At 74.3% G+C, this 26714-nt stretch carries 25 protein-coding genes and 1 tRNA gene; 14 read left to right on the forward strand and 12 right to left on the reverse strand.

Annotated features, from left to right (window positions below):
• Window positions 1-11: 11 nt before the first annotated feature.
• Entirely contained in the window at window positions 12-959 is a 948-nt protein-coding gene (locus HOP40_RS09120; protein WP_172156642.1) for an ABC transporter ATP-binding protein, read from the forward strand.
• Complete coding sequence (locus tag HOP40_RS09125) at window positions 956-1753, forward strand: ABC transporter permease (protein ID WP_172156644.1); 798 nt, start codon at window positions 956-958, stop codon at window positions 1751-1753. Before HOP40_RS09120 ends, HOP40_RS09125 begins: the two co-directional genes overlap by 4 nt.
• Window positions 1754-1766: 13 nt before the next feature.
• Here HOP40_RS09125 and dcd read toward each other — a convergent pair whose 3' ends face one another.
• Both dcd and HOP40_RS09135 read right to left on the reverse strand, forming a co-directional pair.
• The gene (dcd, locus tag HOP40_RS09130) at window positions 1767-2348 is read right to left on the reverse strand and encodes a dCTP deaminase (protein WP_172156646.1); all 582 of its coding nucleotides are present in this window, start codon (window positions 2346-2348) and stop codon (window positions 1767-1769) included.
• Window positions 2349-2369: 21 nt separating this feature from the next.
• Window positions 2370-3590 carry a UDP-N-acetylglucosamine 2-epimerase gene (locus tag HOP40_RS09135; RefSeq protein WP_172156648.1) on the reverse strand — a complete coding sequence of 407 codons (1221 nt, stop codon included), beginning with the start codon at window positions 3588-3590 and terminating at the stop codon, window positions 2370-2372.
• Window positions 3591-3774: 184 nt separating this feature from the next.
• Here HOP40_RS09135 and HOP40_RS09140 point away from each other — a divergent pair.
• The 4 genes from HOP40_RS09140 (at window position 3775) to HOP40_RS09155 (ending at window position 8176) form a co-directional block, all read left to right on the forward strand.
• A tRNA-Gly gene (locus HOP40_RS09140) sits at window positions 3775-3845 on the forward strand.
• Between the two features lie 1027 nt (window positions 3846-4872).
• Window positions 4873-5352, forward strand: coding sequence for a helix-turn-helix transcriptional regulator (locus HOP40_RS09145; RefSeq protein ID WP_172156650.1), 480 nt, complete (start codon window positions 4873-4875; stop codon window positions 5350-5352).
• Window positions 5353-5357: 5 nt separating this feature from the next.
• Entirely contained in the window at window positions 5358-5768 is a 411-nt protein-coding gene (locus tag HOP40_RS09150; protein ID WP_205347136.1) for a VOC family protein, read from the forward strand.
• Window positions 5769-5791: 23 nt separating this feature from the next.
• Entirely contained in the window at window positions 5792-8176 is a 2385-nt protein-coding gene (locus tag HOP40_RS09155; protein WP_172156654.1) for an ATP-binding cassette domain-containing protein, read from the forward strand.
• On the opposite strand, the gene HOP40_RS09160 is transcribed toward HOP40_RS09155, so the two are convergent.
• From HOP40_RS09160 to HOP40_RS09185, 6 genes are all read right to left on the reverse strand, one after another.
• On the reverse strand, window positions 8161-9021 hold the full coding sequence (locus HOP40_RS09160) for an aminoglycoside phosphotransferase family protein (protein ID WP_172156656.1): 861 nt from the start codon (window positions 9019-9021) through the stop codon (window positions 8161-8163). The two genes, HOP40_RS09155 and HOP40_RS09160, sit on opposite strands and share 16 nt — an antisense overlap.
• Window positions 9022-9069: 48 nt before the next feature.
• Window positions 9070-9396 (reverse strand): MmcQ/YjbR family DNA-binding protein, encoded by a 327-nt coding sequence (locus HOP40_RS09165; protein WP_172156658.1) that lies wholly within the window; start codon window positions 9394-9396, stop codon window positions 9070-9072.
• A gap of 63 nt (window positions 9397-9459) precedes the next feature.
• Complete coding sequence (locus HOP40_RS09170) at window positions 9460-10281, reverse strand: hypothetical protein (protein WP_172156660.1); 822 nt, start codon at window positions 10279-10281, stop codon at window positions 9460-9462.
• 42 nt (window positions 10282-10323) lie between these two features.
• Window positions 10324-10776, reverse strand: a complete 453-nt coding sequence (locus tag HOP40_RS09175; protein ID WP_172156662.1) for a GNAT family N-acetyltransferase — start codon at window positions 10774-10776, stop codon at window positions 10324-10326.
• Window positions 10773-11021, reverse strand: a complete 249-nt coding sequence (locus tag HOP40_RS09180; RefSeq protein WP_172156664.1) for a hypothetical protein — start codon at window positions 11019-11021, stop codon at window positions 10773-10775. The genes HOP40_RS09175 and HOP40_RS09180 overlap by 4 nt, the downstream gene beginning before the upstream one ends.
• Before the next feature lie 123 nt (window positions 11022-11144).
• Window positions 11145-13136, reverse strand: a complete 1992-nt coding sequence (locus HOP40_RS09185; protein WP_172156666.1) for an Hsp70 family protein — start codon at window positions 13134-13136, stop codon at window positions 11145-11147.
• 277 nt (window positions 13137-13413) lie between these two features.
• On the opposite strand from HOP40_RS09185, the gene HOP40_RS09190 reads away from it, so the two are divergent.
• The 3 genes from HOP40_RS09190 (at window position 13414) to HOP40_RS09200 (ending at window position 17565) form a co-directional block, all read left to right on the forward strand.
• Window positions 13414-14190 (forward strand): hypothetical protein, encoded by a 777-nt coding sequence (locus tag HOP40_RS09190; protein ID WP_172156668.1) that lies wholly within the window; start codon window positions 13414-13416, stop codon window positions 14188-14190.
• Between the two features lie 103 nt (window positions 14191-14293).
• Window positions 14294-16102, forward strand: coding sequence for a dynamin family protein (locus tag HOP40_RS09195; protein ID WP_172156670.1), 1809 nt, complete (start codon window positions 14294-14296; stop codon window positions 16100-16102).
• Complete coding sequence (locus HOP40_RS09200) at window positions 16099-17565, forward strand: dynamin family protein (RefSeq protein WP_172156672.1); 1467 nt, start codon at window positions 16099-16101, stop codon at window positions 17563-17565. Before HOP40_RS09195 ends, HOP40_RS09200 begins: the two co-directional genes overlap by 4 nt.
• Window positions 17566-17574: 9 nt before the next feature.
• Here the strand turns inward: HOP40_RS09200 and HOP40_RS09205 are convergent, their stop codons facing one another.
• The gene (locus tag HOP40_RS09205; RefSeq protein ID WP_172156674.1) at window positions 17575-19734 is read right to left on the reverse strand and encodes a helix-turn-helix domain-containing protein; all 2160 of its coding nucleotides are present in this window, start codon (window positions 19732-19734) and stop codon (window positions 17575-17577) included.
• A gap of 24 nt (window positions 19735-19758) precedes the next feature.
• Here HOP40_RS09205 and HOP40_RS09210 point away from each other — a divergent pair, with 24 nt between their 5' ends.
• From HOP40_RS09210 to HOP40_RS09220, 3 genes are all read left to right on the forward strand, one after another.
• Window positions 19759-20115: a hypothetical protein gene (locus HOP40_RS09210; protein ID WP_172156676.1), complete on the forward strand. Its 357-nt coding sequence runs from the start codon at window positions 19759-19761 to the stop codon at window positions 20113-20115.
• Between the two features lie 84 nt (window positions 20116-20199).
• The gene (locus HOP40_RS09215) at window positions 20200-20898 is read left to right on the forward strand and encodes an IspD/TarI family cytidylyltransferase (RefSeq protein ID WP_172156678.1); all 699 of its coding nucleotides are present in this window, start codon (window positions 20200-20202) and stop codon (window positions 20896-20898) included.
• Window positions 20898-21695, forward strand: coding sequence for a glucose-1-phosphate cytidylyltransferase (locus tag HOP40_RS09220; RefSeq protein ID WP_172156680.1), 798 nt, complete (start codon window positions 20898-20900; stop codon window positions 21693-21695). Before HOP40_RS09215 ends, HOP40_RS09220 begins: the two co-directional genes overlap by 1 nt.
• A 29-nt stretch (window positions 21696-21724) precedes the next feature.
• On the opposite strand, the gene HOP40_RS09225 is transcribed toward HOP40_RS09220, so the two are convergent.
• A complete protein-coding gene (locus HOP40_RS09225) occupies window positions 21725-22699 on the reverse strand; it encodes a peptidoglycan recognition protein family protein (protein ID WP_172156682.1) in 975 nt (324 codons plus the stop codon).
• Window positions 22700-22921: 222 nt separating this feature from the next.
• Here HOP40_RS09225 and HOP40_RS09230 point away from each other — a divergent pair, with 222 nt between their 5' ends.
• Window positions 22922-24754 carry an acyl-CoA dehydrogenase gene (locus HOP40_RS09230; protein ID WP_172156684.1) on the forward strand — a complete coding sequence of 611 codons (1833 nt, stop codon included), beginning with the start codon at window positions 22922-22924 and terminating at the stop codon, window positions 24752-24754.
• Here the strand turns inward: HOP40_RS09230 and HOP40_RS09235 are convergent.
• Entirely contained in the window at window positions 24751-25191 is a 441-nt protein-coding gene (locus HOP40_RS09235; protein ID WP_172156694.1) for a nuclear transport factor 2 family protein, read from the reverse strand. The genes HOP40_RS09230 and HOP40_RS09235 overlap by 4 nt on opposite strands.
• A 55-nt stretch (window positions 25192-25246) precedes the next feature.
• On the opposite strand from HOP40_RS09235, the gene HOP40_RS09240 reads away from it, so the two are divergent.
• The gene (locus HOP40_RS09240; protein ID WP_240157595.1) at window positions 25247-26224 is read left to right on the forward strand and encodes a sigma-70 family RNA polymerase sigma factor; all 978 of its coding nucleotides are present in this window, start codon (window positions 25247-25249) and stop codon (window positions 26222-26224) included.
• 41 nt (window positions 26225-26265) lie between these two features.
• Here the strand turns inward: HOP40_RS09240 and HOP40_RS09245 are convergent, their stop codons facing one another.
• On the reverse strand, window positions 26266-26691 hold the full coding sequence (locus tag HOP40_RS09245) for a CBS domain-containing protein (RefSeq protein ID WP_172156698.1): 426 nt from the start codon (window positions 26689-26691) through the stop codon (window positions 26266-26268).
• Window positions 26692-26714 lie beyond the last annotated feature (23 nt).

Below are 26714 nucleotides of genomic sequence, written 5' to 3' on the forward strand. Positions count from 1 at the left end.
AGCCTTGCGGCATGACACGGACGACCACCGGACCCGCCGCCGTCCCGCGGCCGGCGAACCTCGACGCCGCGATCTCGGTGCGCGGGCTGCGCGTGAGCTACGGCGACTTCGACGCGGTGCGCGGCATCGACCTCGAGGTCCGGCGCGGCGAGGTCTTCGCGCTGCTCGGCACGAACGGGGCGGGCAAGACCACCACGCTGGAGGTGCTGGAGGGGTTCGGCCGGCGCAGCGGGGGGACGGTGTCGGTGCTCGGGCTCGACCCGGCCGTCGACCGCGCCGCGCTGCAGCCGCGGATGGGGATCCAGCTGCAGGAGGGCGGGTTCGTCGACGAGCTGACGGTGCTGGAGACGCTGCGGCTGTGGCAGCGGCTCGTCGAGCGGCCGGACCGGCCCGAGCGGCTGCTGGAGCGCTTCGAGCTGACGGCCCGGCGCGACGTCGGGGTGAACAAGCTGTCGGGCGGGGAGAAGCGGCGGCTCGACCTCGCGATGGCGGTGTGGGGCTCGCCCGAGCTCGTCGTCCTCGACGAGCCGACGACCGGGCTCGACCCGGAGTCGCGGCGCCGCACCTGGGACGCGATCCAGGAGCTGCAGGAGGCCGGGCGCACCGTCGTGCTCACGACGCACTACCTGGAGGAGGCGGAGGCGCTCGCCGACCGGGTCGCGATCATGCACGAGGGGCGGGTCGCGGTGTCGGGCTCGCTCGCCGAGATCGTCGCGGCGCAGCCCTCGGGCTTCTCGGCGACGCTCCCGGCGGGGGTGGGCGAGCTGCCGGTCGTCGGCGGGGAGGTGGAGCGCGACGGCGACCGCGTCCGGGTGCGCACCGACGACCTGCAGGGCGACCTCACCGCGTTCCTGGTCTGGGCGGCCGGTCGAGGGGTGCGGCTGCCCGACCTGCGGGCCGCGCCCGCCTCGCTCGCCGACATCTACCACGCCGTCCGCACCGGATCGGAGCAGTCATGACCACCTCCACCGCCACCGCCACCGCCACCGCTGGCCCCGCGTCGCGGGTCCTCGCGCTGGGCGCCGCCGAGGTGCGGCTGCTGCTGCGCAACCGCACGGCGGCCATCTCGTCGCTGTTCCTGCCGATCGCGTTCGGCGTGTTCTTCGCGTTCACCTTCGAGGCGGGCGTGGCGGCGGGCCCCGGGGTCTGGGCGACGATCGTGGCGCTGCAGCTGGTCGTCACGTTCACGATGGGCGTCTACGTCACGATCACGCAGACGGTCGTGGCCCGGCGGCGGACGCGGGTGCTGAAGCGGATGCGCACCAGCAGCCTGTCCGACGCGGGTCTGCTCGTCGCGACGACCGGGCCCGCCGTGGCGATCGCCGTGGTGCACCTCGTGCTCTACGCCGTCATCGACACCGTGCTCGGCGCGCCGTTCCCGGCCGATGTCGTGCCGCTGGTGCTGGCCGTGGCCGGGGGGCTCGCGGTGTGCGTCACGGCCGGCTTCGCCACGACGATCGTCACCCCCACGCCGGAGCGGGCGCAGATCACGACGCTGCCGCTGTTCTTCGTGATGTTCGCCGCGGCGTTCGTGGTGCCGGTCCTGCCGGTCGGCTCGTGGTGGCAGGCGCTGGTGCTGGTGCCCGGCGCGCCGGTCGGGCTGCTGACGCAGCTCGCGTTCACCGGCGGCACCTGGGCGCCCGGCCTGCTCGGGCTGCCGGCGGCGCTGCCGGGGATCGTCAGCCTGGTCGGCTGGACGGCGGCGTTCACGGTGATCGCGCAGCGGCGGTTCCGCTGGGACCCGCGCGTCTGACCGGGCCCCGGCGTCAGCGCCGGGTGTCGATGCGGTGGAAGTTCTGGTGGGCCCGCGACGGGGTCGGGCCGCGCTGCCCCTGGTAGCGCGAGCCGACGCCGTCGCTGCCGTAGGGGCGCTGCGCGGGGCTGGACAGGCGGAACAGGCACAGCTGCCCGATCTTCATGCCCGGCCACAGGGTGATCGGCAGGTTGGCGACGTTCGACAGCTCGAGGGTGATGTGGCCCGAGAAGCCGGGGTCGATGAAGCCCGCCGTGGAGTGGGTGAGCAGGCCGAGGCGCCCGAGGCTCGACTTCCCCTCGAGCCGCCCCGCCAGGTCGTCCGGCAGCGTCACGGACTCGAAGGTCGACCCGAGGACGAACTCGCCCGGGTGCAGCACGAACGGGTCGTCGCCGTCGGGCTCGACGGCGGACGTCAGCTCGTCCTGCTGCTCCGCCGGGTCGATGTGGGTGTAGCGCGAGTTCTGGAACACGCGGAAGTAGCGGTCCAGGCGGACGTCGATGCTCGACGGCTGGAGCATCGCGCGGTCCCACGGGTCCAGGACCAGGCGCCCACCGTCGAGCTCCTTGAGCAGGTCACCGTCGGACAGCAGCACGGGCGCAGCGTACCGACGGGCTCAGGCCTCGGTCGTGGACGGCTCGTCGGCGGTGTCGTCGGCGTCGTCGTCGGCGCTCGCGGCGACGGCCGGGGTGGCCTCCGCCGCGGGCGCGGGGGACTGCTCGGGCAGCACCGGCTCGGCGAGCACCGGCGACGGGGTGAGGCCGAACATCCACGCCACCGCCTGCTCGACGCGGACCGCCTCCTTGCCGTCGGACGGCTCGTCGACGACCTTGGGCGCGACGGCCAGCACCTGGCGCACCGTGGTCATGACCCGCGGGCTGAGGATGCTGCGGATGGAGTCGCCCGGCTGCGCGATGTGCGGCCCGTCGACCAGCACCGCGGGCGTGCCGAGGCCGGGGGCGTCGGTGACGAGCTCGGGGTCGTCGGAGACGAGCACCGTGGCCGCCGCGATGAGCCCCACCAGCTCGGCGAGCGGGAGCGTCCGGGCCACGAACGCGCGGTCGTGCTGCGCGAGCGGGGCGGCCGCGCCGTGCGCCGCGAGCTCGCCGTAGACGACGATCTCGACGTCGGACTCGCGCTCCAGCAGGTCGGGCAGGCCGGCGAGGACACCCAGGGAGTCGGCGCGGTCGAGGCCCACGAGCACGAGCTTGGAGTCGCCCGCGCGGACGCGGCGGACCAGCCGGGCGAAGCGGAGGTCGGCCGGCTGCGGGTTGGCGGCCATCGTGTCGCCGACGGGGATCGCGTTGGGCCCGATCGGGCTGCCCAGCGCCGCGCCGCCGGTGGTGAGGAACAGGGAGGCGAGCTGGCCGATGATGCGCCGGTTGGCCTCCTGCGGGAACGGGCACAGCAGGTCGTCGCTGGCCACCCCCGCCTGCAGGTGCACGACCGGGATCTGGCGCCAGAACGCCACCTGCGCGGCCATCGCGGCCGTCATCCCGCCGCCGTAGACCATCACCGCGGACGGGTCGAGGTCGACGAGCAGCTCGTCGATCCGCGTCATGAGCATCGCGCCGATCGCCGCCGGGTGGGTGCCGGGCGGCTCGCGGAGCAGCAGCGTGACGTCGGCCGGGACACCGAGGGCCTCGAACGCCTCGTGCACGCCCATCGGATCGGCACCGGTGGCGACGGTGAGGGCGCGGATGCGGTCGGCGTCGTTGAACGCCGTCGCCACGGGAGCGAGGCGGGCGACCTCTGGGCGGCTGCCGGCGATCAACAGGACGTCGTGGTCGTGGTCCTGAACCGGGAGCGAGCCCAGCGGAGGTTCCATCTGGGTCATGCTCGGGTCCTTCTCGGCCGGGGGAGCTGGCCTTACGGGGCCCCGCCAGTGTGGGGGCCGGGGCACCGCGCGTCGAGGGGGCATCTCATCAGGCGAGGCACAAGGGGGGGATACCACTCGGATGGTGGTACTCGAAGCGTCACTACCCTCACTCAGAGTGAGCTGATAGAGTTCGGGACGCAGTGCGGATGTAGTTCAATGGTAGAACATCAGCTTCCCAAGCTGAATACGCGGGTTCGATTCCCGTCATCCGCTCGGTTGCGAAGGCCCAGGTCAGGGGATGTTTCCTCCGGTCCTGGGCCTTCGTCGTGTCCGGGGCCGCCGGCGGCCCGGCGGTCGGTGCGGTGATCGTCGGGAGTGTGACGCTGTGGTCCTCCGGGCGGCGGTGGTGGCGCACTCCTGATCACTGGCAGGCGGTGACCGGGACTGTGACTTCACGGCCCTCCGCGCGGCCGTGGTGCTGCGGTCCCGGTGATCACTGGGCGGCGGGCGTCGGGGATGCACCCTCCACGGCCGTGCCGTTGCGGTCTCGGTGATCACGGGGCTCGGCGGACCGGCCGCACTGCCGTCCGTCGTTCCCCGCCACCGCCGAGGGCCGGGCCGCTCCCATCACCCGCCACCCCTGGTGGCGCGGACGGGTTTCGCTGCCCCGGCCGGCGGGGCGGTGATCGTCGGAAGTGCGACGCCACGGTCCTTTGGACGGCGCTGGTGACGCACTCCTGGTGATCAGCGGCAGGCGGCGGCCAGGAGTGTGACCTCGCGGCCCTCCGCACGACCGTGACGGTGCACTCCCGACGATCACCGACTGCTCCGTCGCCCGCCGCGCCCGCCGCCCGCCGGGCCCGCCGCCCGCCACACCGGCAGCGCTCCCTCCCGACCTGCCGCCACCCCCGATGGCGCGGACGGCGCGGACGGCGTCGCTGCCCGGCCGGGCGGGGGGTGATCGTCGGAAGCGCGCCGCCACTGTCCTTGGAACGCGCACTTCTGGTGATCAGCGGCAGGCGGTGGCCAGGAGTGTGACCTCACGGCCCTCCGCACGACCATGACGGTGCACTCCCGACGATCACCGGCTGCTCCACGGGCGCCGACAGCACCCACCGCCCCGTCACGGGGCCCCGCCACCGACAGGGGCCGGTCGGCCACCCGTCACCGGATCCCCCGGCACGGCGAGCCGGTGATCGTCGGAAGTGTGACGCCACAGCCCTTCCGACGGCACTGACCGCGCACTCTCGGCGATCACCGGCCCGACCGCCGGCGCACCCGGTGCGTCGACACCGGGGAGATGGCTTCCCGTGCGTCGTACGATCCGCTCGTGACCGCCAGCCCTGGCTCGGCCCACCGCCTGCGCGACCTCGCGCGCCTGCGCCGCGTCCGTGACCGGATCGACCGGGAGTACGCCCAGCCCCTCGACGTCGAGGCGCTGGCGCGGGGGGTGCACATGTCGGCGGGGCACCTGTCGCGCGAGTTCCGGGCGGCCTACGGGGAGTCGGTGTACGCCTACCTGATGACCCGGCGGATCGAGCGGGCGATGGCGCTGCTGCGCCGCGGCGACATGTCGGTCACCGAGGTCTGCTTCGCGGTCGGCTCGTCGTCGCTGGGGACGTTCAGCACGCGCTTCACCGAGCTGGTCGGCGTGCCGCCGAGCGTCTACAAGCGGGAGGTGGGGCGGGAGACGGAGGGGATGGCGCCGTGCGTGGCCAAGCAGGTCACCAGACCGGTCAGGAATCGAGAAGCACGGCCCGCCGCGCCGCACCTAGCGTGACCGCCATGGACCTCAGCATCTACAACTGCTTCCTCCCCCACGACGACCACGAGGCGTCGCTCGCCTTCTACCGCGACACCCTCGGCTTCGAGGTGCGGAACGACGTCGAGTACGGCGGCGTGCACTGGCTGACGGTCGGTCCGCCCGGGCAGCCGCAGACGTCGCTGGTGCTCACCCCGCCCGCCGCCGACCCCGGCGTCACCGAGGAGGAGCGGCGCACCGTCACCGAGATGATGGCGAAGGGCACCTACGCCGGCATCAACCTGGCCACCAAGGACCTCGACGGCACGTTCGAGCGGCTGCAGGCCGGCGACGCCGAGATCGTGCAGGAACCGACCGACCAGCCGTGGGGCGTGCGCGACTGCGCGCTGCGCGACCCGGCGGGCAACATGATCCGGATCTTCGAGGTCCGCTGACCCGCCTGTCCCAGGGAGACCCGATGAGCACGAGCACGCAGGCGCCGGCGGCCGCGCCGCACGCCGCCGACACCCACGACCTGATCCGCGTCACCGGCGCACGGGTGAACAACCTCAAGGACGTCAGCGTCGAGCTGCCGAAGCGGCGGCTCACGGTGTTCACCGGCGTCTCCGGCTCGGGCAAGAGCTCGCTGGTCTTCCACACGATCGCCGCGGAGTCGCAGCGGATGATCAACGAGACCTACAGCGCGTTCGTGCAGGGCTTCATGCCTTCGCTGGCGCGGCCCGAGGTCGACGTCCTCGACGGCCTGACGACCGCGATCATCGTCGACCAGCAGCGCATGGGGGTCGACCCGCGCTCCACGGTCGGCACCGCCACCGACGCCAACGCCCTGCTGCGCATCCTGTTCAGCCGCCTCGGGCAGCCGCACCTCGGCTCGCCGCAGGCCTTCTCCTTCAACGTCGCCTCGATCAGCGGGGCGGGCGCGGTCACGATCGAGCGCGGCGGGGAGAAGATCAAGGAGCGGCGCTCGTTCAGCATCACCGGCGGCATGTGCCCGCGCTGCGAGGGCCGCGGCCAGGTCAACGACATCGACCTGACCGCGCTTTACGACGACTCCAAGTCGCTCAACGAGGGCGCGCTCACCATCCCCGGCTACAGCATGGAGGGCTGGTTCGGCCGCATCTTCCGAGGCTGCGGGTACTTCGACCCCGACAAGCCGATCCGCGACTTCACGAAGCAGGAGATGCACGACCTCCTGCACCGCGAGCCGACGAAGATGAAGATCGAGGGCATCAACCTGACGTACTCGGGGCTGATCCCGCAGATCCAGAAGTCCTACCTGTCCAAGGACGTCGACGCGCTGCAGCCGCACGTCCGCGCGTTCGTGGACCGGGTCGCCACGTTCACCCCGTGCCCCGAGTGCGGCGGCACCCGGCTGTCGGAGGGCGCGCGCTCGTCGAAGATCCGCGGGATCAGCATCGCCGACGCCTGCGCGATGCAGATCAGCGACCTCGCCGCGTGGGTGAGCGACCTCGACGAGCCGTCGGTCGCCCCCCTGCTCACGACCCTGCGCCACACGCTCGACTCCTTCGTCGAGATCGGGCTCGGCTACCTCTCCCTCGACCGGCCCTCGGGCACGCTCTCGGGAGGTGAGGCCCAGCGGACGAAGATGATCCGCCACCTCGGGTCCGCGCTCACCGACGTCACCTACGTGTTCGACGAGCCGACCGTCGGGCTCCACCCGCACGACATCGCCCGGATGAACGGCCTGCTGCTCCAGCTGCGCGACAAGGGCAACACGGTGCTCGTCGTCGAGCACAAGCCGGAGGCCATCGCGATCGCCGACCACGTCGTCGACCTCGGGCCCGGTGCCGGGTCCGGCGGCGGCGAGGTGGTGTTCGAGGGCACCGTCGACGGGTTGCGCGCCAGCGGCACGCTCACCGGGCGCCACCTCGACGACCGCGCCCGCCTCAAGCCCGAGGTGCGCACGCCCACGGGTGCGCTGGAGGTCCGCGGCGCGCGCACCCACAACCTCACCGGCGTCGACGTCGACATCCCGCTCGGCGTGCTCGTCGTCGTCACCGGGGTGGCGGGTTCGGGCAAGAGCTCGCTGATCCACGGCTCGGTCGCGGGGCGCGAGGGCGTCGTCGCCATCGACCAGAGCGCGATCCGCGGCTCGCGGCGCAGCAACCCGGCCACCTACACGGGCCTGCTCGAGCCGATCCGCAAGGCGTTCGCGAAGGCCAACGGCGTGAAGCCCGCGCTGTTCAGCGCCAACTCCGAGGGTGCCTGCCCCACCTGCAACGGCGCCGGCGTCATCTACACCGACCTCGGGATGATGGCGGGCGTCGCCACCACGTGCGAGCTGTGCGAGGGCAAGCGGTTCGACGCGGCGGTGCTCGACTACCACCTCGGGGGCAGGGACATCAGCGAGGTGCTGGCGATGTCGGTGGCCGAGGCCGAGGCGTTCTTCGGCTCCGGCGACGCCCGCACGCCCGCCGCGCACAAGGTCCTGGAGCGGCTCGCCGACGTCGGCCTGGGCTACCTGACCATCGGCCAGCCCCTCACGACCCTGTCCGGCGGGGAGCGGCAGCGGCTCAAGCTCGCGACCCGGATGGCGGAGAAGGGCGGGGTCTACGTCCTCGACGAGCCGACCACCGGCCTGCACCTCGCCGACGTCGAGCAGCTGCTCGCCCTGCTCGACCGGCTCGTGGAGTCGGGCACGTCGGTGCTGGTCATCGAGCACCACCAGGCCGTCATGGCGCACGCCGACTGGATCATCGACCTCGGTCCGGGCGCCGGCCACGACGGCGGACGGGTCGTGTTCGAGGGCACGCCCGCCGAGCTGGTCGCCGCCCGCAGCACCCTGACCGGTCAGCACCTCGCCGACTACGTCGGGGCCTGATCGGCCAGCACCTCGTCTAGGACGCGCCGGGTCCCGGCGTCGTCCGGGTCGTCGGCCAGCACGATCAGGGCCTTCCACAGCGCCCAGCCGCGCCCGCGGGCCCAGGTGCCGTCGTCGACGCCGAGGCCGGCGCGGTAGGCGGCGCGGGCCGGGCCGGTGAACAGGGTCCAGGCGAGGACGGCGTCGCAGGCGGGGTCGCCGACCCCGGAGCTGCCGAAGTCGATGACGGCGGCGAGGCGGCCGTCGCGGACGAGCAGGTTGCCGACGGCCACGTCGCCGTGGAACCACACGGGCGGCCCGTCCCACCGCGCCGTCAGCGCGTCGGCGAGCACCGCGCGGGCGGCGCCGGCGTCGACCCGGCCGTGCAGCCTCTCGACAGCCGCGTCCGTCTCCTCGGCGTAGACGGCGAGGTCGCCGCCGCGGTGGAAGTTGTGCGGGCCCGGCGGCGGACCGCCCGTCGCGTCGATCCCGCGCAGCGCCACCAGGAACGCGGCGACGTCCCGGGCGAACGCGGTCATGTCGTCGATCCGGCCGGCCGTCGCGGTCTCGCCGTCGATCCAGCGCAGCACCGACCACGGGTGCGGGTAGCCGGGTCCGGGCCGGCCCACGGCGACGGGCACCGGGACCGGCAGCGGCAGCCGGGGCGCGAGGTGCGGCAGCCAGCGCTGCTCCTTCGCGACCTGCGCCGCGTACCCGGCGGCGCTGGGCATGCGGACCGTGAGGTCGTCGCCGAGCCGGAAGGTCCGGTTGTCGACGCCGCCGATCGCGACCGGCACGACCGGCAGGTGCGCCCACCGCGGGAACTGCGCGGCCACCAGCCGCCGCGCGAGGTGCTCGTCGATCATCGCGGCGAGTGTCGTCCGGAGGATCGGGGAGGGGCAACGGGATTGCGGCTACCTTCGCAGCGCGGCGGGAGCCCTGATCCGCCAGGCCTCCTCGACGAGCTCGGCGAGCTGGGCGGGGTCGACGCGGTCGAGGTCGACGAGCACCGAGCCGTGGCCGTCGTAGTGCGGCGTGGTGGAGAACGCGGGGTCGCCCGAGGCGAGCAGCGCCTCCTTCTCGTCCAGGCCGCACAGCACGACGAGCAGCCCGTCGTCCTCGCTGCGCAGCCGCACGAACCCCTTGCCCCGCACCTTCAACGACGGGGTGCGGTACCAGGTCGACTCCTCGACCTCGGCCAGCCCGCTCCCGATCCGCACGACGTCGTCCCAGCTCGGCATGGGCCCATCCTGGCTCGCCGTGCGCGCGCTGTCGTGGAGAGAACGGACCTCGGCGCACGGATGTCAGCGCCGCCGTGGTCGCTCCGTCGGCGCACGGGCGAGCACCACGACCCCGGCGACGGCGACGGTCAGCCCCGTGATCAGCACGGGCCACCAGCCCGGCCGCACCGGGTCGCCGAGCAGCCAGATGCCCACGAGCCCGGGCACGAGGACCTCGGTGACGGTGAGCAGCGCCGTCATCGACGCGACCTGGCCGCGCGAGAGCGCCGAGGAGTACCCCAGCAGCCCGACCGCGAAGAAGCCGAGCACGAGGTAGGTGGCGGGCTGGGACAGCAGGCTCGAGGGGTCGAGCCCGCCCTGCACGTGCGCGGCGCGCACGGCCAGCGCCGACCCGCCGAACCCCAGCCCGGCGACCACGGCGAGCGGCCAGGCGTGGCGCCCGCGCCGCAGGACGAGCACGGCGACGCCGAGCAGCAGCACCGACACCAGCAGCACGACGTCGACGACCGGCGACCGAGTCGGGGGCCGCGTCCGCCCCGCCGACGCCGCGACGAGCACCAGCCCGGCGAGGCAGGCGAGCACGGCGAAGCGGTCGACGCGCCGCAGCACCGTGCCGAACATCCGCTGCCCCGCCAGTGCGGTGAGCGCGATCGTGCCGCCGAGCACCGCCTGCACGGCGAACACCGGCAGGAAGCGCAGGGCCACGACGCTGAACAGCCAGGCCAGGCCGTCGCAGCCCAGGCCGGCGAGGTACCGCGGTTGCACCGCGACCGGGCGCGAGCGGGTGGCCCGCAGCGCGCCGTCGGCCTGCAGCAGCGCGCCGACGCTGTTCAGGAGCATCGCGACGAACGCCGCTCCCACCCCGATCAGCACATCGACCAGCATGCCGTGACACGCCGGGCGGGGCAGATCCGCACCGCCGTGGGGTCACCCGTCCAGCGCGAGCCGCATCACGGGCTGGCGTCCGTCGAGCGCGTCGGCCCAGCCCACGGCCACCGCGCCCATCCGCTCGTAGAAGCCGACGGCGTGCGGGTCGGAACCCCACTCCAGCACGCGGGCGCCCGTGGCGGCCGCGCGGTCGCGGGCGTGCTCGAACAACAGCCGTCCGGTGCCGCGGCCGATCTCGGCCGGGTCGACCCAGAGGTCGTCGAGGACGACGGTGGCGCCGCGGTGCAGCAGCGTGCAGAACCCGACCGGGGCGCCGTCGCGGTCGGCGACCCGGACGTCGTTGGCGGCGAGGACGTCCTCGGTCAGGGCCTGGCCGTGGGCGAACCGGGCGAGGAACGCCGCGGAGTACCCCCAGTGGCCCTTGGACCGGACCGCCAGTGCGGCCAGCACCGCGGCTTCCCCCGCGCGCGCCGGCCGCACCGTCACGGTCACCGCGCGGGCACCTCGAAGAAGCCGCTCATCAGGCCGCCCTGCTCGGGCCCGTCGGTCACGAAGGCCGCGGCGCGCCGCTCCTGCAGCCGCCGCACCGGCCCCCGCGCCAGCCGCAGACCCACCAGCACGAGGACCGTGGCCAGCAGCGCGGGCACGCCGACGACCAGCGCCACCCAGCCGAAACCGAGCGCCGCCAGTGCCAGCGCCGCCACCTCCATCGCGACGACCGCCGCGCCCACCCTCACCACAGGAAACTCTCCACCATCTCGTTCGTCGACCGGTTCGTGCACGAGTCCGGGACCGGCGCGGGGCTCCCCTCCGCACCGGTCCCGGCTCCACCTCCGCCACGGAGGCGGAGGAGCTCTGGTTCAGACCGTCTGGCCCGTGGCGACCGGGGTGCCGGTCGTGCCCGTCGACGACGGCGGGCTGGCCACTTCGGTCTCCGTGCCCGGCGTGCCGGTGCCCGGGTTCGTCGGGACGGTCGTGCCCTGGCCCTGGGGTGCCGTCGTGCCGCCCCCGGTGGTCGGCTCGACCACGGTCGGCTCGACCACGGTCGGCTCGACCGGCGGCGGGTCGACGACGACGGGCGGGGCCGAGGACGCGGGAGGCGTACCGCCGCCCCCGTTCCCGCCGCCGCCCCCACCGGAGCCCGACCCGGAACCGCTCCCGCCGCCGGACCCGCCGCCGTTCGACGAGCCGGAGCCGTTGCCGGACCCGTTGCCGGTGCCGGGCGCGGGCTCGGCCGGGGCCTCCGTGGGCTCGACCGTGACCTCGGGCGTCGGCGAGACGGTGTCACCGACCGTGCCGACCGAGTTGCCGGACAGCCCGTTCTCCCCGGTCGGCCAGGCCAGCACCGCGATGATCAGCAGCGCGACCGCCACCAGACCGCCGACGCCGATCAGCACGCCGATCGGGCGGCGGCGCGGCTCGTCGTCGTAGCGCTCGTCCTCGGGGCCGTCGTAGCGGGTCGGGGGCTCCGCGCGCGGCCGCGGCGGCGGGGGCGGTGCGCCCTGGCCGGACAGCAGCGCCGTGGCCGGCTCGTGCGTCGGGCCGCCGCGGGGCGGGGTGTAGGGCTGGGGCGCGAACGACTGGGCCGGGTACGACTGCGCGGGAGCCGGGGTCTGCGGCATCCCCGGCGGCGGCGTGCCGCGCGACGGGCGCGGGGGCTGCGGGGCGGGCGCGGCGACGCGGGAGGTGACCATCTCGGAGGCGGCGCCCGCCCCGGCGACGACCGGGATCGACACGCCGGGCCAGGACGCCGTGGGCTTGGGCGACACCGACAGCGCCGCCCCCTTCGCGATCGCGTTCTTCGGGTCGGCGTCGACGGCGACCGGGCGGCCGAGCTGCTCCGACACCAGCTGCGCGACGAGCGGGATCCGCGACGAGCCGCCCACCAGCAGCACGGCGGTGAGCTGGTCGGGGGTGAGCCCGGCGGAGCCGACGGCCGAGCGCAGCGCGGAGACGGTCTCCTCCACGTAGGGCCGGATCAGCGACTCGAACTCGCTGCGGTGCAGCCGCACCGAGCCGCGGGCGCCGGGCAGCAGGACCGGGATCGAGACCTCGGTGTCGCTGCTCAGCGCCTCCTTGGCCTCGGTGCAGTCGCGGCGCACGCGCGCCACGGCCGACAGCGTGGCCGGGTCGGCGGGGTCGAGGGAGGAGAAGACCTCGGGCAGCCCGTCGCGGACGTGCTCGAAGACGGCCTCGTCGAAGTCGATGCCGCCGAGGCGGTCCAGGCCCTCGGGGCGCCCGAGCAGGCCGAACCCGGCTGTGCCGGCGCCGGCGCGGGCCGGGTCGGCCTTGCGGACGACGGCGGCGTCGAACGTGCCGCCGCCCAGGTCGTACACGGCGATGGTGGAGCCCGGCTCGATGCGCTCGGCCGCGGCGTAGTGCAGCGCCGCGGCCTGCGGCTCGGCCAGGAACGTGACGGAGACGCCCTGCGCGGCGAGTGCGCCGGCCAGCAGGTCGCGCTTGTGCGGGCCCCACGACGCGGGGTGCGTGACGGCGATCCGGGTGGCGGGGCCGCCCTCGCGCTCGGCCACGCGGTCGACGACCCAGCGCACCAGGCGCGCCGACAGCTCCTCGGGGGCGAAGGCGCGGCCGGCGACGACGATCGGGGTGTCGTCGCCGATGCGGCGCTTGAACTCGCGGACGACGCGGTCGGGGTCGGTCAGCGCGCGGCGCTCGGCCGCGTCACCGACGACGACGGAGCCGTCGGGGGCGAGGAACAGCACCGACGGCACGGTCGCGCCGCGCGTCCCGAGCGTGACGACCTCGGGCTCGACCCAGCGCCGGTCGTCGGACCGGCACACCGCTGCGGACGTGTACGTCGTCCCCAGGTCGATCCCCAGCTGGTATCCCATGGTCGTCCCCTCGTGCCCCCGATGGCGCGCCCTACTCCTCGCCATCGGAGGAACACGCCCAGTTGTTAGCCCCCAGTGTCGACCACGACCCGATCGGGGAGTGCATCCCCCAACCCCCTAACGACCCCCCAACGCCGTTCCCCGGGCGTGACCACCCGCGAACTGTGGGTGATCCCCGATGGCCCGGGGCCCGCCGACTCCTAACGTTCACCTCAACGCCGGATCAGCCGGTGACGCGATACCCACCCAGAACGCCTCCCCACACCCTGGAGTCATCATGAGCACCAGCCTCAGCGCCACCATCATGGAGTTCCTGAACAACATCTTCGGTGACCCGGAGGAGCGCGCCGAGTACCTCGCCGACCCGTCGGGCTACCTGACCGACCACGGCCTCGGCGACCTGTCCTGCGCCGACTTCGACGACGCCATCGTGGCCTTCGTCGAGAACAACGGCCGCGACGACGTCAACCTGGGCGGCACCTTCACCAACACGGTCCCCCACGACGGCGAGAGCGACCACGAGGCCATCGCCCGCCACCTCACCGAGATCGTCCACAACTACGGCGACACCTACGTCACCAACGAGGACAACGACGTCTACAACGACCAGTCCTTCAACGGCACGGTCATCGCCGACGGCGACGTCACCTTCGACAACGACATCGTCTCCGCCTCCGGCGACGGCGCGGTGGCGGCCGGCGACGACATCGAGGACAGCAACATCGTCACCGGTGACGACAACGTGATCGGCGACGGCAACCAGGTCGGCGACGGCGCCTTCGGCGAGGGCTCCATCCAGGGCGGCGTGACGGTCGACGACGGCGGCGCCTTCGGCAACAACGGCAGCAGCGCGTCGGGCTCGCAGGACGACAACTCGCAGGACAACGACCAGGACAACGACACCACCACCACGACCACCACCACCACCGAGATCGACACCGACATCGACACCGACATCGACAACTCGGTGAACGACTCGGGCAACACCGACAACTCGGTGGAGGACTCGGGCAACCTCGACGTCAACGTCGAGGACAACGAGATCGAGCTCTGATCCACCCCTGCACGACACGGAGCCGGCTCCACCCCCGGGGATACCCGGGAGTGGAGCCGGCTTCGCCGTATGGTGGCCCCGTTGCCAGGGGAGGGATGCGTCGGTGGCGGTACCTGCTGCGGTGGAGCTCGTCGATCTCGCGGTGCGGGCGTCCACGGCGTACGACCGTCCCGACCTGACGGCCCGGCTGGAGCACACGCGCCGGCGGCTGGAGGACCCGAACGTCCGGGTGCTCGTCGTCGGGGAGTTCAAGCAGGGCAAGAGCCAGCTCGTCAACGCGCTGATCAACGCGCCCGTCTGCCCCGTCGACGACGACCTCGCCACCGCGGTGCCCACGGCCGTCCTCTACGCCGAGAAGCCGTCGGTCACCCTCGTCTGGGACGGCGAGCAGCGCCGCCGCAGCGACGTGCCGGTCGCGAAGCTCGCCGACTACGTCTCCGAGGCGGGCAACCCCGGCAACCGGCAGGGCCTCGCTCGCGCCGAGGTCGGGCTGCCGCGCAACCTGCTCAAGGACGGGCTCGTCCTCGTCGACACCCCGGGCGTCGGCGGTCTCGGCTCGGCGCACGGCGCGGCCACGATGGCGACACTGCCCACGGCCGACGCCGTCCTGCTCGTCTCCGACGCCTCGCAGGAGTACACCGCGCCGGAGCTGGAGTTCCTGGCCACGGCCATGCGCCTGTGCCCCAACGTCGCCGGCGTGATCACCAAGACCGACCTCTACCCGCAGTGGCGGCGCATCACCGACCTCGACCGCGGGCACCTCGCGGGCGCCGGGATCACCGCCGAGCTGTTCCCGGTGTCCTCGGTGCTGCGCCTGGAGGCGGTGCGCAGCGAGGACGCCGAGCTCAACGCGGAGTCCGGGTTCGCCGCGCTGGTGACCTACCTGCGCACCGAGGTGCTGGCCCGCGCCGACGACCTCGACCGCCGCTCCACCAGCCAGGACGTGCTCGCGGTGGCCGACCAGCTGGCCGCGAGCATGCGCGCCGAGCTCGCCGCCCAGCGCGACCCGCAGCAGGCCGGGGCGCTGGTGTCCGAGCTGGAGATCGCGCGCGGGCGCGCCGTGGCGCTCAAGGACCGGTCGGCGCGCTGGCAGCACACGCTCAACGACGGCGTGCAGGACCTGGCCGCCGACATCGACCACGACCTGCGCGACCGCCTGCGCGCCATCGGGCGCGAGGCCGACAGCCTGCTCGACGCCGCCGACCCCGCCGACATCTGGGACCAGTTCGGGCAGTGGCTGGAGGGCCAGGTCGCGACGGCGACGTCGGCCAACTTCGTGTGGGCCGGGCAGCGGGCGGAGTGGCTCGCGGGCCAGGTCGCCGAGCACTTCGCCGCGGAGGGCGACTCGGTGCTCCCCGCGCTGCGCACCGACCGCAGCGGCGAGATGGGCGGGCAGGTGCAGCGCCTCGAGCGCCCCGACCAGGAGCGCATCGGCCTGGGCCAGAAGATCTACATCGGTGCGCGCGGCGGCTACGGCGGCATGCTGATGATCGGCCTGGCCACCACGCTGGCCGGGTTCGCGATGCTCAACCCGCTGTCCATCGGGGCCGGGCTGCTGTTCGGCGCGAAGACCGTCCGCGAGGAGCAGGCCCGCCAGCTCGCCCGCCGCACGTCCGAGGCGAAGGCGGCCGTGCGCAAGCACCTCGACGAGGTGACCTTCCAGGTCGGCAAGGACTCCCGCGACATGCTCCGCCAGGTCCAGCGCCAGCTGCGCGACCACTTCACCTCGCTGGCCGAGGAGCTGCAGACCTCCGTCGACAGCTCGGTGAAGGCGGCGCAGAAGGCGGTCAGCGGCGACGAGAACGTCCGCAACGCGCGCATCCGCGACCTGGAGGCCGAGCTCGCCCGGATCGCCAAGCTGGAGGACAAGGCGCGCGCGCTGGTCCCCGGGGCCCGCAAGGTGCTGGTGTGAGCTCGCTCGGGGTGGCCGTGCGCGGCGTGCTGCGCGACGGCGTCGAGGCCTACCGCGACAGCCCGCAGGCCACGGCGTGGCTGCGCCAGCACCTGGCCCGGTTCGAGGAGCCGCTGCGGGTGGCGATCGCCGGCAAGGTCAAGGCCGGCAAGTCGACGCTGCTCAACGCGCTGGTCGGCGAGGAGATCGCGCCCACCGACGCGGGGGAGTGCACGCGGGTCGTCACCTGGTACCAGGACGGGCCCAGCCCCAAGGTCATCATGATCCCGCGCGAGGGCCGGCCGCGGCCGCTGACGGTGGCCCGCCGCGACGGCGCGCTGACCATCGACCTCGGGGGCACGCCGGCCGAGCGCGTCGACCGGCTCGTCGTCGACTGGCCGTCGCAGAGCCTGCGCGCGACCTCGCTCATCGACACCCCGGGCATCGCCTCGATGTCGGCCGACACCTCGGCCCGCGCCGGGGCGTTCCTGGTGCCCGAGGACGCGCCCGCCCCGGCCGACGCCGTGCTCTACCTCATGCGCCACCTGCACGTCTCCGACGTGCGGTTCCTGGAGTCCTTCCACGACCAGGGCGTGGCGAAGGCGGCCCCGGTCAACACGGTGGCGATCCTGTCGCGGGCCGACGAGATCGGCGTCGGGCGCCTCGACGCGATGGCCTCGGCCCGCCAGATCGCCGGGCGCTACCGCCGCGACGACAAGCTGCGCTCGCTGTGCCAGACGGTCGTCGCGGTCGCCGGGCTGCTCGCGCAGAGTGGACGCACGATGCGCCAGGCCGAGTTCACGGCGCTGTCGGCGCTGGCGAAGGCCGAGGCGTCCGACACCGAGCCGCTGCTGCTCTCGGCCGACCGGTTCGTCCGGGCGTCGGAGACGGCCCCGCTCGACCCCGAGACCCGCGCCGCGCTGCTCGACCGCTTCGGCCTGTTCGGCGTCCGCCTGGGCATCACGCTGATCCGCCGCGGCACCGACGACCCGGGCGCGCTGTCGGCCGAGCTCGTCAAGCGCAGCGGGCTCGACGAGCTGCGCACGGTGCTGACGACGCAGTTCACCGAGCGCCGCGACCTGCTCAAGTCCCGCTCGGCGCTGCTGGCGCTGGAGCTCGTGCTGGCGCGCGAGCCGATCCCCGCTTCGGTGCCGCTGGCCCGCGAGGTCGAGCGGATCACCGCAGGTGCGCACGAGTTCACCGAGCTGCGGCTGCTCACCGCGCTGCGCACGCGGGTCGTGACGCTGCCCAAGGACGTGAGGGCCGAGGCCGAGCGCCTGCTCGGCGGCGACGGCGGCACCCCGGCGGCCCGGCTCGGGCTCGACCCGTCGGCCGACCCGGCGCAGCTGCGCGAGGCCGCCCTCGCCGCACTGGGCGGGTGGCAGCGCCGGGCCGAGAGCCCGCTGTCGGACCGCTCCCAGGTCGGTACGGCCCGCACGCTGGTGCGCACGTGCGAGGGGCTGCTGGCGTCGCTGCCGCGCTAGCGGGAGGGATCAGGTGCCGACGATGCCGCGCAGGTGGGCGAACAGCTCGCCCCGGCTGCCGGAGCCGAGGCGCTGGCGCATCCGGGAGACGTGGTGCTCCACCGTCTTCGCCGAGATGAACAGCTGCTCGCCGATCTGCTTGTAGGTCAGGCCCTCCAGCACGAGGGCGGCGACCTCGCGCTCGCGGTCGCTGAGCACGTCGTCGCGCGGGGGCGCCTGCGTCGCCCCGGCCGGGTCCGAGGGCGCCTGCTCCGGCGCCTGCTCGACGACCTGCAGCGCACGGGCGGTGCCCAGCAGCGACGCCATGCCCGTCTTGTCGCGCGTGCGGATCGCGGCCTGTCCGGCCAGGCGTCCGCCGTCCCAGGACAGGCCGACGGCGTGCAGGCCCCGCGCGGCGGCCTCCACCGCCGCCGGGTCGACCTCGCCGCGCAGCACGAGCAGCCACTGCCGCGCCCCGACGGCCATCGCCGCGGCGTAGCGGCTGGTGGACGAGCCGGCCTCCAGCGCGGCCACGTCGGGCGCGGCGGCGTCGGGGTTCTGGGCGAACATCGCGGCGTGCACGCCCGCCCAGTGCAGGGGGGCGGCCCACAGCAGCGGGTTGCCCAGGCGGGCGAGCAGGGCCGCGGCCTCGTCGAGGTGCGGGGCGACCCAGCTCTGCTCGCGCAGCCGGGCCGCGGCGACGCGCAGCTCGGAGAGCGGCTGCAGGACGAACAGGTCGACGGGGTGGTGCACGATCGCCTCGCGCGCCCGCGCCCAGCCGACCATCAGCGCCGCCGGGTCGCTCGCCCGCCGGGCCAGCGCCACCTCCAGCGCCGCGGCCAGCAGCTCGTCGCGCGGTTCGAGCCGGGTGCCGACGTCGAGGGCCGCGCGGGCCGCGGACTTCTCGCCCCGGTACATCGCGATCCACCCCAGCAGCAGCCGGTGCCGCGCGGCCGCGCCGCAGCCGCCCAGGCCGACGCGCTCCGCGCGCTCCAGCACCGACTGCGCGACGGCCAGCTCCCCGCACTGCACGGCGACCAGGGCGGCGAGCGCGGCCGGGGTGTCGGTGAGCAGCGCGGCGCGGTTGGGCGGCTCCAGCAGCCCGGCGGCGCGGACCAGCTTCGACATCGCGCCGGTCGGGGCGCCCACCACCGACTCCAGCACGCCCTGCGCCGTCAGCTCCTCGGCGCCCGAGCGCAGCGTCGGCGGGCGGCGGCCGGGGGCGGCGGGCGCGGCGAGGGCGGCGCGGGCCTCGTCCAGCGCGCCGGTGCCGACGAGCGCGGGCACGGCGAGCACCGGCGAGGCGCCGAGCGAGGTCGTCCAGCGGTAGAGGTCGGCGCTGCGGGCGAGGTTGCCGCGGCGCGCGAGCACGGCGGCGGCGACGGCTCCGGCGCGGCGGGCGTCGGCGTCGGGGACCGCGGTGCCCGGCCCGTCGACGGCGTCCAGGACGCGGTCGGCGTGGTCGAGCGCGAGGTCGAGCTTCCCCGCGATGACGGCGGCCTCGGCCCGGCGCGGCGCCAGCTCCAGCGGCGCGGCACCGGCACGGATCGCGGCCTCGTACAGCTCGTCCGCGGGGCCCGTGCCGGTGCGCACGGCCTGGTCGGCGGCGGCGGCGAACACCGCGGCCACCCGCTTCCCGGTGCCGCCCGCCCGCAGCAGCCCCCGGGCGGCGGTCAGCACGTCGCCGCCGCGCTCCAGCTCGATCTCGGCCAGCGCGCGGCGCACCTCGATCGCGGCCGCGGGGGGCGTGCGGGCCAGCACGGCGGCCGAGACGAGCGGCACGGCGCCGCCGTCGGCCAGCAGCCGCCCCTCCGCCCACGCCGCGACGACGAGCTCGTCGAGGGCGTCGGCGCCGGGCAGCCCGAGCAGCGGCACCAGGACCTCGGCGTCGCGCGGGGCACCCACGGCGCGGGCCAGCAGGAGCTCGCGCACGCCCGGGGCGAGCTCCTCCAGCGCGTACCCGAGCTGGGCGAGCAGGTCGGCCGGCAGCTCGCCGGTGCCGGGCAGCTCGAGCAGCAGGTCGACCAGCGCGGGGATGCCGGCCGACCGCAGCAGCACGGTGTCGAGCACGTCCGGGTCGGGGACGTGGCCGAGCAGCCGCTGCGCGCGGACGGCGAGGGCCCCGCGGTCGAGCACGTCGAGCACCACGGGCCGGCCGTGCCGGGACAGCTCCGCGCCGAGCGCGGCCATGGCGCGGGACTCCGGGTGCGGCCGGTGGGCGACGACGATCCGGCCGGCGTCGCCCGCGGCGAGCGCGGTGAGGTGGCGCAGCCGGTCGTCGGGCAGCAGGTGGGCGTCGTCGACGACGAGCGCGGTGCCCGGGTCGAGCGGCTCGCCGGGCTCGGGGGCGTCGCGGCGGACGGGGACGCCCGCGGCGGTCCAGGTGGCGGCCAGCGCGGTGAGGACCGCGGTCTTGCCGTACCCGCCCGGACCGACGACGTCGATGCGGCGGGTCGTGACCGGGTCGGTGGCGACGTCGCGCAGGGCGACCTCGGCACCGTCGGCGAGCGTCGACGCGTTCAGTGTCCGCCTCCCCCTCCGCTGGTCCCTGCCGGGCGCAGGCGAGCGTAGCGCCGGTCACGCTGCGGGCCGCGGCGCCGCCCGATCCCCGCCCGATCCCCGCCCGATCGGGTGGCACTGGAAGGATGCGCAGACGTGAGCAGCCCCGACGCGTCCCCCTCCGCGGACGCCACGGTGTGGGCGCTGGTGCTCGCCGGCGGCAGCGGGCAGCGCTTCGGCGGCCGGCCCAAGCAGTTCCAGCCGGTCGGCGGCATCCGCATGATCGACCGCACGGTGGCCGCCGCCCGCCGGACCTGCGACGGCGTCACGGTCGTGCTCCCGCCGGGCTGCGACTGGGACGGCGAACCGGTCGACGCCCTCGCCGAGGGCGGCGACCACCAGTCCGAGTCGCTGCGCGCGGGGCTGGCCACCGTGCCCGACGGCACCGGGATCGTCGTCGTCTGCGACCCCGCGCACCCGCTGGCCCCCGACGCGCTGTTCACCGCCGTCGCCGACGCCGTGCGGCGCGGGGCCGACGGGGCGGTGCCGGTGCTGCCGATCCTGGAGGTGGTGCAGCGCGTCGAGGGCGGGCGCGTCACCGCCACGCTCCCCAAGCACGACCTCGTGCTCACCCAGGCGCCCCAGGCGTTCCGCGCCGAGGTGCTGCGCGAGGTGCACGCCGACCGGCCCCGGCCGGTGGAGAACTCGGGCCTGCTCGTCGAACGCGGGCACCGCGTCGACACGGTGCCCGGCGACCCCGCGAACCTGCACGTGACCACGCCGGCCGAGCTGGCGATCCTGGACCGGATCGCCTCCGCCGGCGCCGCTCCCGCTACGGAAGGACACCCCTCCTGATGGACCCCCAGACCCCGGTCGTCATCCTCTGCGGAGGCCAGGGCACCCGCATCCGCGAGGTCAGCGAGCGCCTGCCCAAGGGCATGGTCGACATCGGCGACCGCCCGATCCTGTGGCACATCATGAAGCTCTACAGCCACTACGGGTACCGGCGCTTCATCCTCTGCCTGGGCTACAAGGGCTGGGAGATCAAGCAGTTCTTCCTGGACTACCGCGCGCACCTGGCCGACTTCACGCTCAGCCTCTCCGACGGCGACCACGAGCCGCAGTTCGCCTCCGGGCGCGGCGACGAGAACTGGGAGATCACGTTCGCGGAGACCGGCCTCGAGGCCGGCACGGGCGCGCGCCTGCGCCGCATCCGCGACTACATCGACACCCCGCACTTCATGATGACCTACGGCGACGGCGTCAGCGCCGTCGACATCGAGCAGCTCGCGCAGCTGCACGAGAAGTCGGGCCGGATCGGCACGGTCACCGGCGTGCACCCGACGTCGAAGTTCGGCGAGATGCGCGTCGACGGCGACGTCGTCGCGGAGTTCAACGAGAAGCCCACGCAGGTCACCGGCTGGGTGAGCGGCGGGTACTTCGTGTTCGACCGCAGCTTCCTCGACGACTACCTCGACGACTCCGAGGGGCTGTTCCTGGAGGCCGAGCCGCTGCAGCGCCTGGCGCGCGACGAGCAGCTCACCGTCAACAAGCACGAGGGCTTCTGGGCCGCGATGGACACCTACAAGGACTACCAGGCCCTCAACGAGCTCTGGGCCAAGGGCGACGCCCCCTGGAAGCTCTGGGACTGACGCTCAGGGCCGACCCTCGGCGCCGACCCTCAGCGGGCGGCCGTCAGGAGGGCCATCCACTCCTGGCGGCCCACCGTCGAGGGCGGGCGGGTGGAGCTGCTCGCGACGAGCGCCTCCACCGCCTGCTCGGCCTCCCCGCCGCCGCCCGCGCGCACGGGTGCGGCGAGCAGCGGCCACGACTCGCCGCCGATGATCCCGTTGACCTCCTCGGTGGCGTGGTCGGCCTGGAACCGGCGCACCGACTCGGCCATCGGCGCCGAGAACTGCCCGTCGACGGCCACCTCCGTGCGCCCCGCCGCCCGGAGCAGATGCTGCGCCGCGCGCACCACCGGCCCGCGGTCGTCCTCGCGCAGCACCGGCCAGGACGCGGCCCGCACCGACGAGCCCTCCAGCCGCCGCCCGAGCGCGTCGCCGACCTCGCCGCGCAGCCGCGGCAGCATGCCGTAGAGGACGTCACCGGGGCAGAGCGTGTCCTTGAAGTCGCGGTGGCCGTAGATCTCGGTCGGGGCGATGCCGTACTGGCCGCAGACGTAGGCGCACATCTCGCGCAGCCGGTCCCACAGCACGCCCGTCGGCTCGGTGTCGGTGTAGGTGCCCTCGTTCTCGATGCCGACGGCGACGAAGTTCTGCCCGGTGCAGTGCGCGCCCTCCACCTGCTGGCGCCCGCCGCGCAGGACCTCCAGGCTGCGGTGGCGCCCCTCCAGCACGAACCCGCCCCGGCTGATCGTGAAGTGCTGGCCGGAGTCGAGCCAGCCCCGCCGGTCCATGTGGAAGTCCTGGATCCCCCGGGCCAGCGAGTCCGCGGCGCCGCGGGAGAGGTCGGTGACGTTCGGGGTGGCGGTGTGGTGCACGAGGATCTTCACCGGTCTCTGGGTGACGACGTTGACGATGCGGCTGTTGGGCCGCGCGCCCCACGCCGCGCAGTCGAGGATCGGGGGCGCGGGCGCCGCGGCGTGCGCGGTGCCGGGCAGGGCGGCGCCGGCCAGCAGGACGGCCCCGCCCACCAGAAGGCTACGCCGCGTGATGCGCGTTGCACTCATCGTTACTCCCCCCGTGCACCATCCGAACCAGGAGAACCCTCTGTCCCTCACGCACCGTGCACAACGGCGGGACACCAAGGTGTGATCACCCGGCAGGTGGAGAGCGGCGGGCGGTACCCCCTCTTGTCCTGGTTACCGATGGGTAATACGCTGGGGTTACCGACGGGTAGAAGGAGACACGGGGCCATGGGCCACTTCAGGAGCAACCTGCGCGACCTCGAGTTCAACCTCTTCGAGGTGTTCGGCGTCCAGGAGCGGCTCGGCAGCGGGCCGTTCGACGGCGTCGACCTCCAGACCGCCCGCGACACCCTCAAGGAGCTCAACGCCGTGGCCACCGGGCCGCTGGCGGAGCCCTTCGCCGACGCCGACCGCAACCCGCCGGTGTTCGACCCGGCCACGTTCTCGGTCACGCTGCCGCAGTCGTTCAAGGACTCCTACAAGGTCCTGTGGGACGGCGAGTGGTGGCGCCTGGGCCTGCCCGTCGAGCTGGGCGGCTACGGCATCCCGCCGACCGTGCAGTGGGCCGCCGCGGAGCTGATCCTCGGCTCGAACCCGGCCGCGTTCATGTACATGGCGGGCCCCAACTTCGCCTCCGTCGTGCACCGCAACGGCACCGAGGAGCAGCAGCACTGGGCCGAGCTCATGATCGAGCGCGCCTGGGGCGCCACGATGGTGCTCACCGAGCCCGACGCGGGCTCCGACGTCGGTGCCGGCCGGACGAAGGCCGTGCAGCAGGCCGACGGCACCTGGCACATCGACGGCGTCAAGCGCTTCATCACCTCGGCCGAGCACGACATGTCCGAGAACATCATGCACCTGGTCCTGGCCCGCCCCGAGGGCGCGAAGGCCGGCACGAAGGGCCTCTCGCTCTTCCTGGTGCCCAAGTTCCACTTCGACACGCAGACCGGTGAGCCCGGCGAGCGCAACGGCGCCTTCGTCACCGGCGTCGAGCACAAGATGGGCCTCAAGGCCTCCACCACCTGCGAGCTGACGTTCGGCCAGCACGGCACCCCGGCCGTCGGTTGGCTGCTGGGCGAGGTGCACGACGGCATCGCACAGATGTTCGAGGTCATCGAGCACGCGCGGATGCTGGTCGGCACGAAGGCGATCGGCACGCTCTCGGCGGGCTACCTCGCCGCGCTGGAGTACGCCAAGGAGCGCGTCCAGGGCGCCGACCTCCCGCAGATGCTCGACAAGACCGCGCCGCGCGTCACGATCACCCACCACCCCGACGTGCGCCGCCTGCTCATGACGAACAAGGCCTACGCCGAGGGCCTGCGCGCCGTGTACCTCTACACGGCCACCTTCCAGGACCGGATCCGGCTCGGGAAGGACGCGGGCGAGGACGTCTCGCTGGAGGAGCGGGTCAACGACCTGCTGCTGCCGATCGTCAAGGGCGTCGGCTCGGAGCGCGCCACCGAGCAGCTGCCGCAGGCGCTGCAGGTCCTGGGCGGCTCGGGCTACCTGCAGGACTACCCCCTCGAGCAGTACATCCGCGACGCCAAGATCGACTCGCTGTACGAGGGCACCACGGCGATCCAGTCGCTCGACCTGCTGTTCCGCAAGATCGTCCGCGACAACGGGCAGGCGCTCGGGCACGTCACCGGCGAGATCCAGGCCTTCCTCGACGCCGAGTCCGGCAACGGTCGCCTCAAGGAGGAGCGGGCGCTGCTCGCCACCGCGCTGGCCGACGTGCAGGGCATGCTCGGCGCCCTCACCGGCTACCTCATGGCGAGCGCCCAGGACCCGTCGAGCATCTACAAGGTCGGGCAGCACAGCGTCCGGCTGCTGATGGCGCTGGGCGACCTGCTCGTCGGCTGGCTGCTGCTGCGCCAGGCCGACGTCGCTCTGACCGCCCTCGGCGGCGAGGTGAGCGCCAAGGACCAGGCGTTCTACGAGGGCAAGGTCGGCGTGGCCCGGTTCTTCGCCAAGACCCACCTGCCGCTGCTCACCAGCCAGCGCGTGATCCTCGAGCAGGCCGACAACAGCCTGATGGAGCTGTCCGAGGCGGCGTTCTAGGCGGGGGCGTCCTCGCCCACGTCGGCGAACGAGTGGTGCTCGTGGGTCACGGTCCACCGGCCGTCGTCCTTGCGCAGCCCGATGGTGAGGCGCAGGCGGCGGTCGGGTTCGCGGGCCAGCTCGTCGGCGGTGCCGCAGCGCAGGAGCGCGAAGGCGAACGCCGTGTCGGCGCCGGCCGTGACCTCCAGGGACTCGATGTCGAACGACGCCCCGGACGCCTGCCAGGCGAGGAACAGGGGCCAGCTCCGCTCGTAGGCGGCCAGTCCGCGGACGCCCTGCTCGGGCGGCGGCACGTCGAACATGACGATGTCGTCGGCGTGGTCGGCCAGCACCGCGGGCAGGTCGCCGTCGTGGACGGCGGCCGCCCAGCGCTCGACGAGGTCGCGGATCTGCTGTGCGTCGGTCTGCTGCGTGTCGGTCTGCTGCGTGTCGCTCATGCAGGTTCAACCCCGCCCGTTGCCCGGATCCATCGCGGGTGGCCAGGATGGGGCCGTGACCGCGCCCGCCGCACTCCTCGACGCGGCCCGCTCGGGGGACGCCGGCGCGTTCGAGCAGCTCGTCGCACCGCACCGCGGTGAGCTGAGGGCCCACTGCTACCGGATGCTCGGCTCGCTGCACGACGCCGAGGACGCGGTGCAGGAGACCCTGCTGCGTGCGTGGCGCGGCATCGGCCGGCTCGACGACCGCGGCCACGTCCGCGCGTGGCTCCACCGGATCGCCACCAACCGCTGCCTCACCGCGCTGGAGCGGCGCGGTCGGCGCGAGCTGCCCGTCGACGTCCTGCCCGACACCCCGGCCACGGAGATCAGCTGGCTGGAGCCCTACCCCTCGGCCGAGGCGGGGTACCTCGCCCGAGAGGACGTGGAGCTCGCGTTCGTCGCAGCGCTGCAGCGCCTGTCGCCCACCCAGCGCGCGGTGCTGATCCTGCGCGAGGTCCTCGGGTTCTCGGCGAGCGAGGTGGCCGAGCAGCTCGACACGTCCCCCGCCGCGGTGCACAGCGCCCTGCAGCGCGCCCGCAAGGCGCTCGACCCCGCTGCCGCCCCGCCGCAGCGCGACGCGCTGCGCGAGCTCGGCGACGAGGCGGTCGCCGCGCTCGTCGCGCGCTGGGCCGACGCCTGGCACGCCGCCGACGTCGACGCGATCGTCGCCCTGCTCGCCACCGACGCCCGCTGGTCGATGCCACCGCTGCCCGAGTGGTTCCGCGGCCGCGACGACATCCGCGCCTTCCTCCTGAGCGGCCCGCTGCTGATGCGGTGGCGGTTCCTGCCGACGACGGCCAACGGGCAGGTCGCGTTCGGCACCTACCGGTGGGACGACGAGGCGGGCCGGTACGTGTCCGCAGGCCTCGACGTGCTCACCCTGCGGGACGGGCGGGTCGCCGAGGTGACCGCGTTCCTCACCGCCGACCTCACCCGCTTCGGGCTGCCGGCCGACCTCGGGAGCGGCGGTGTCGTGACCCCACCCTCGTGAGCGGGAACCGTGGCCAGGGCCACGGTTCCCGCTCACGGGTGTCAGCTCGCGATGTAGCTCTGCAGCTGCGCGCGCTCCTGCTCCAGCAGGTCGATGCGGGTCTTCACCAGGTCCCCGATGCTGACGATGCCGACGAGCGCACCCTCGACCACCACCGGCAGGTGCCGGAACCGGCCCTTCGTCATGACGGCCGCGAGGCCGGCGGCGTCGTCGTCGGGGGCGCAGGTGGTAACGGACGTCGTCATGATGTCGGCGACCCGCGCCTCCAGCACCGCGGCCCCGCCGTCGTGCAGGCGGCGCACCACGTCGCGCTCGGAGACGATCCCGATCAGCTCCGCGGCGTCGACGACGGGCAGGGCGCCGACGTTGCGCTCGGCGAGCAGACCCAGGAGCTCGGCCACCGTCGCCGTCGGAGCGACGGTCACCACCTCGGAGCCCTTGTTCCGTAGTACGTCCGCTATGCGCATGGCGTCCCCGATCCGTCGTTGGA

The organism is Pseudonocardia broussonetiae, from assembly GCF_013155125.1.
GTDB lineage: Bacteria > Actinomycetota > Actinomycetes > Mycobacteriales > Pseudonocardiaceae > Pseudonocardia > Pseudonocardia broussonetiae.

Bases quoted from the DNA above. Each gene is read 5' to 3' on its own strand.
- HOP40_RS09120 (WP_172156642.1), top strand. From the start codon at position 12: ATGACACGGACGACCACCGGACCCGCCGCCGTCCCGCGGCCGGCGAAC.
- HOP40_RS09185 (WP_172156666.1), bottom strand. From the start codon at position 13,136: ATGGGATACCAGCTGGGGATCGACCTGGGGACGACGTACACGTCCGCA.
- HOP40_RS09230 (WP_172156684.1), top strand. From the start codon at position 22,922: ATGGGCCACTTCAGGAGCAACCTGCGCGACCTCGAGTTCAACCTCTTC.
- HOP40_RS09220 (WP_172156680.1), top strand. From the start codon at position 20,898: ATGGACCCCCAGACCCCGGTCGTCATCCTCTGCGGAGGCCAGGGCACC.
- HOP40_RS09205 (WP_172156674.1), bottom strand. From the start codon at position 19,734: ATGGCCGCGCTCGGCGCGGAGCTGTCCCGGCACGGCCGGCCCGTGGTG.
- HOP40_RS09145 (WP_172156650.1), top strand. From the start codon at position 4,873: ATGGCTTCCCGTGCGTCGTACGATCCGCTCGTGACCGCCAGCCCTGGC.
- HOP40_RS09170 (WP_172156660.1), bottom strand. From the start codon at position 10,281: ATGCTGGTCGATGTGCTGATCGGGGTGGGAGCGGCGTTCGTCGCGATG.
- HOP40_RS09245 (WP_172156698.1), bottom strand. From the start codon at position 26,691: ATGCGCATAGCGGACGTACTACGGAACAAGGGCTCCGAGGTGGTGACC.
- HOP40_RS09125 (WP_172156644.1), top strand. From the start codon at position 956: ATGACCACCTCCACCGCCACCGCCACCGCCACCGCTGGCCCCGCGTCG.
- HOP40_RS09150 (WP_205347136.1), top strand. From the start codon at position 5,358: ATGGACCTCAGCATCTACAACTGCTTCCTCCCCCACGACGACCACGAG.
- HOP40_RS09190 (WP_172156668.1), top strand. From the start codon at position 13,414: ATGAGCACCAGCCTCAGCGCCACCATCATGGAGTTCCTGAACAACATC.
- HOP40_RS09165 (WP_172156658.1), bottom strand. From the start codon at position 9,396: ATGCCGAGCTGGGACGACGTCGTGCGGATCGGGAGCGGGCTGGCCGAG.
- HOP40_RS09235 (WP_172156694.1), bottom strand. From the start codon at position 25,191: ATGAGCGACACGCAGCAGACCGACACGCAGCAGACCGACGCACAGCAG.
- HOP40_RS09135 (WP_172156648.1), bottom strand. From the start codon at position 3,590: ATGACCCAGATGGAACCTCCGCTGGGCTCGCTCCCGGTTCAGGACCAC.
- HOP40_RS09155 (WP_172156654.1), top strand. From the start codon at position 5,792: ATGAGCACGAGCACGCAGGCGCCGGCGGCCGCGCCGCACGCCGCCGAC.
- HOP40_RS09160 (WP_172156656.1), bottom strand. From the start codon at position 9,021: ATGATCGACGAGCACCTCGCGCGGCGGCTGGTGGCCGCGCAGTTCCCG.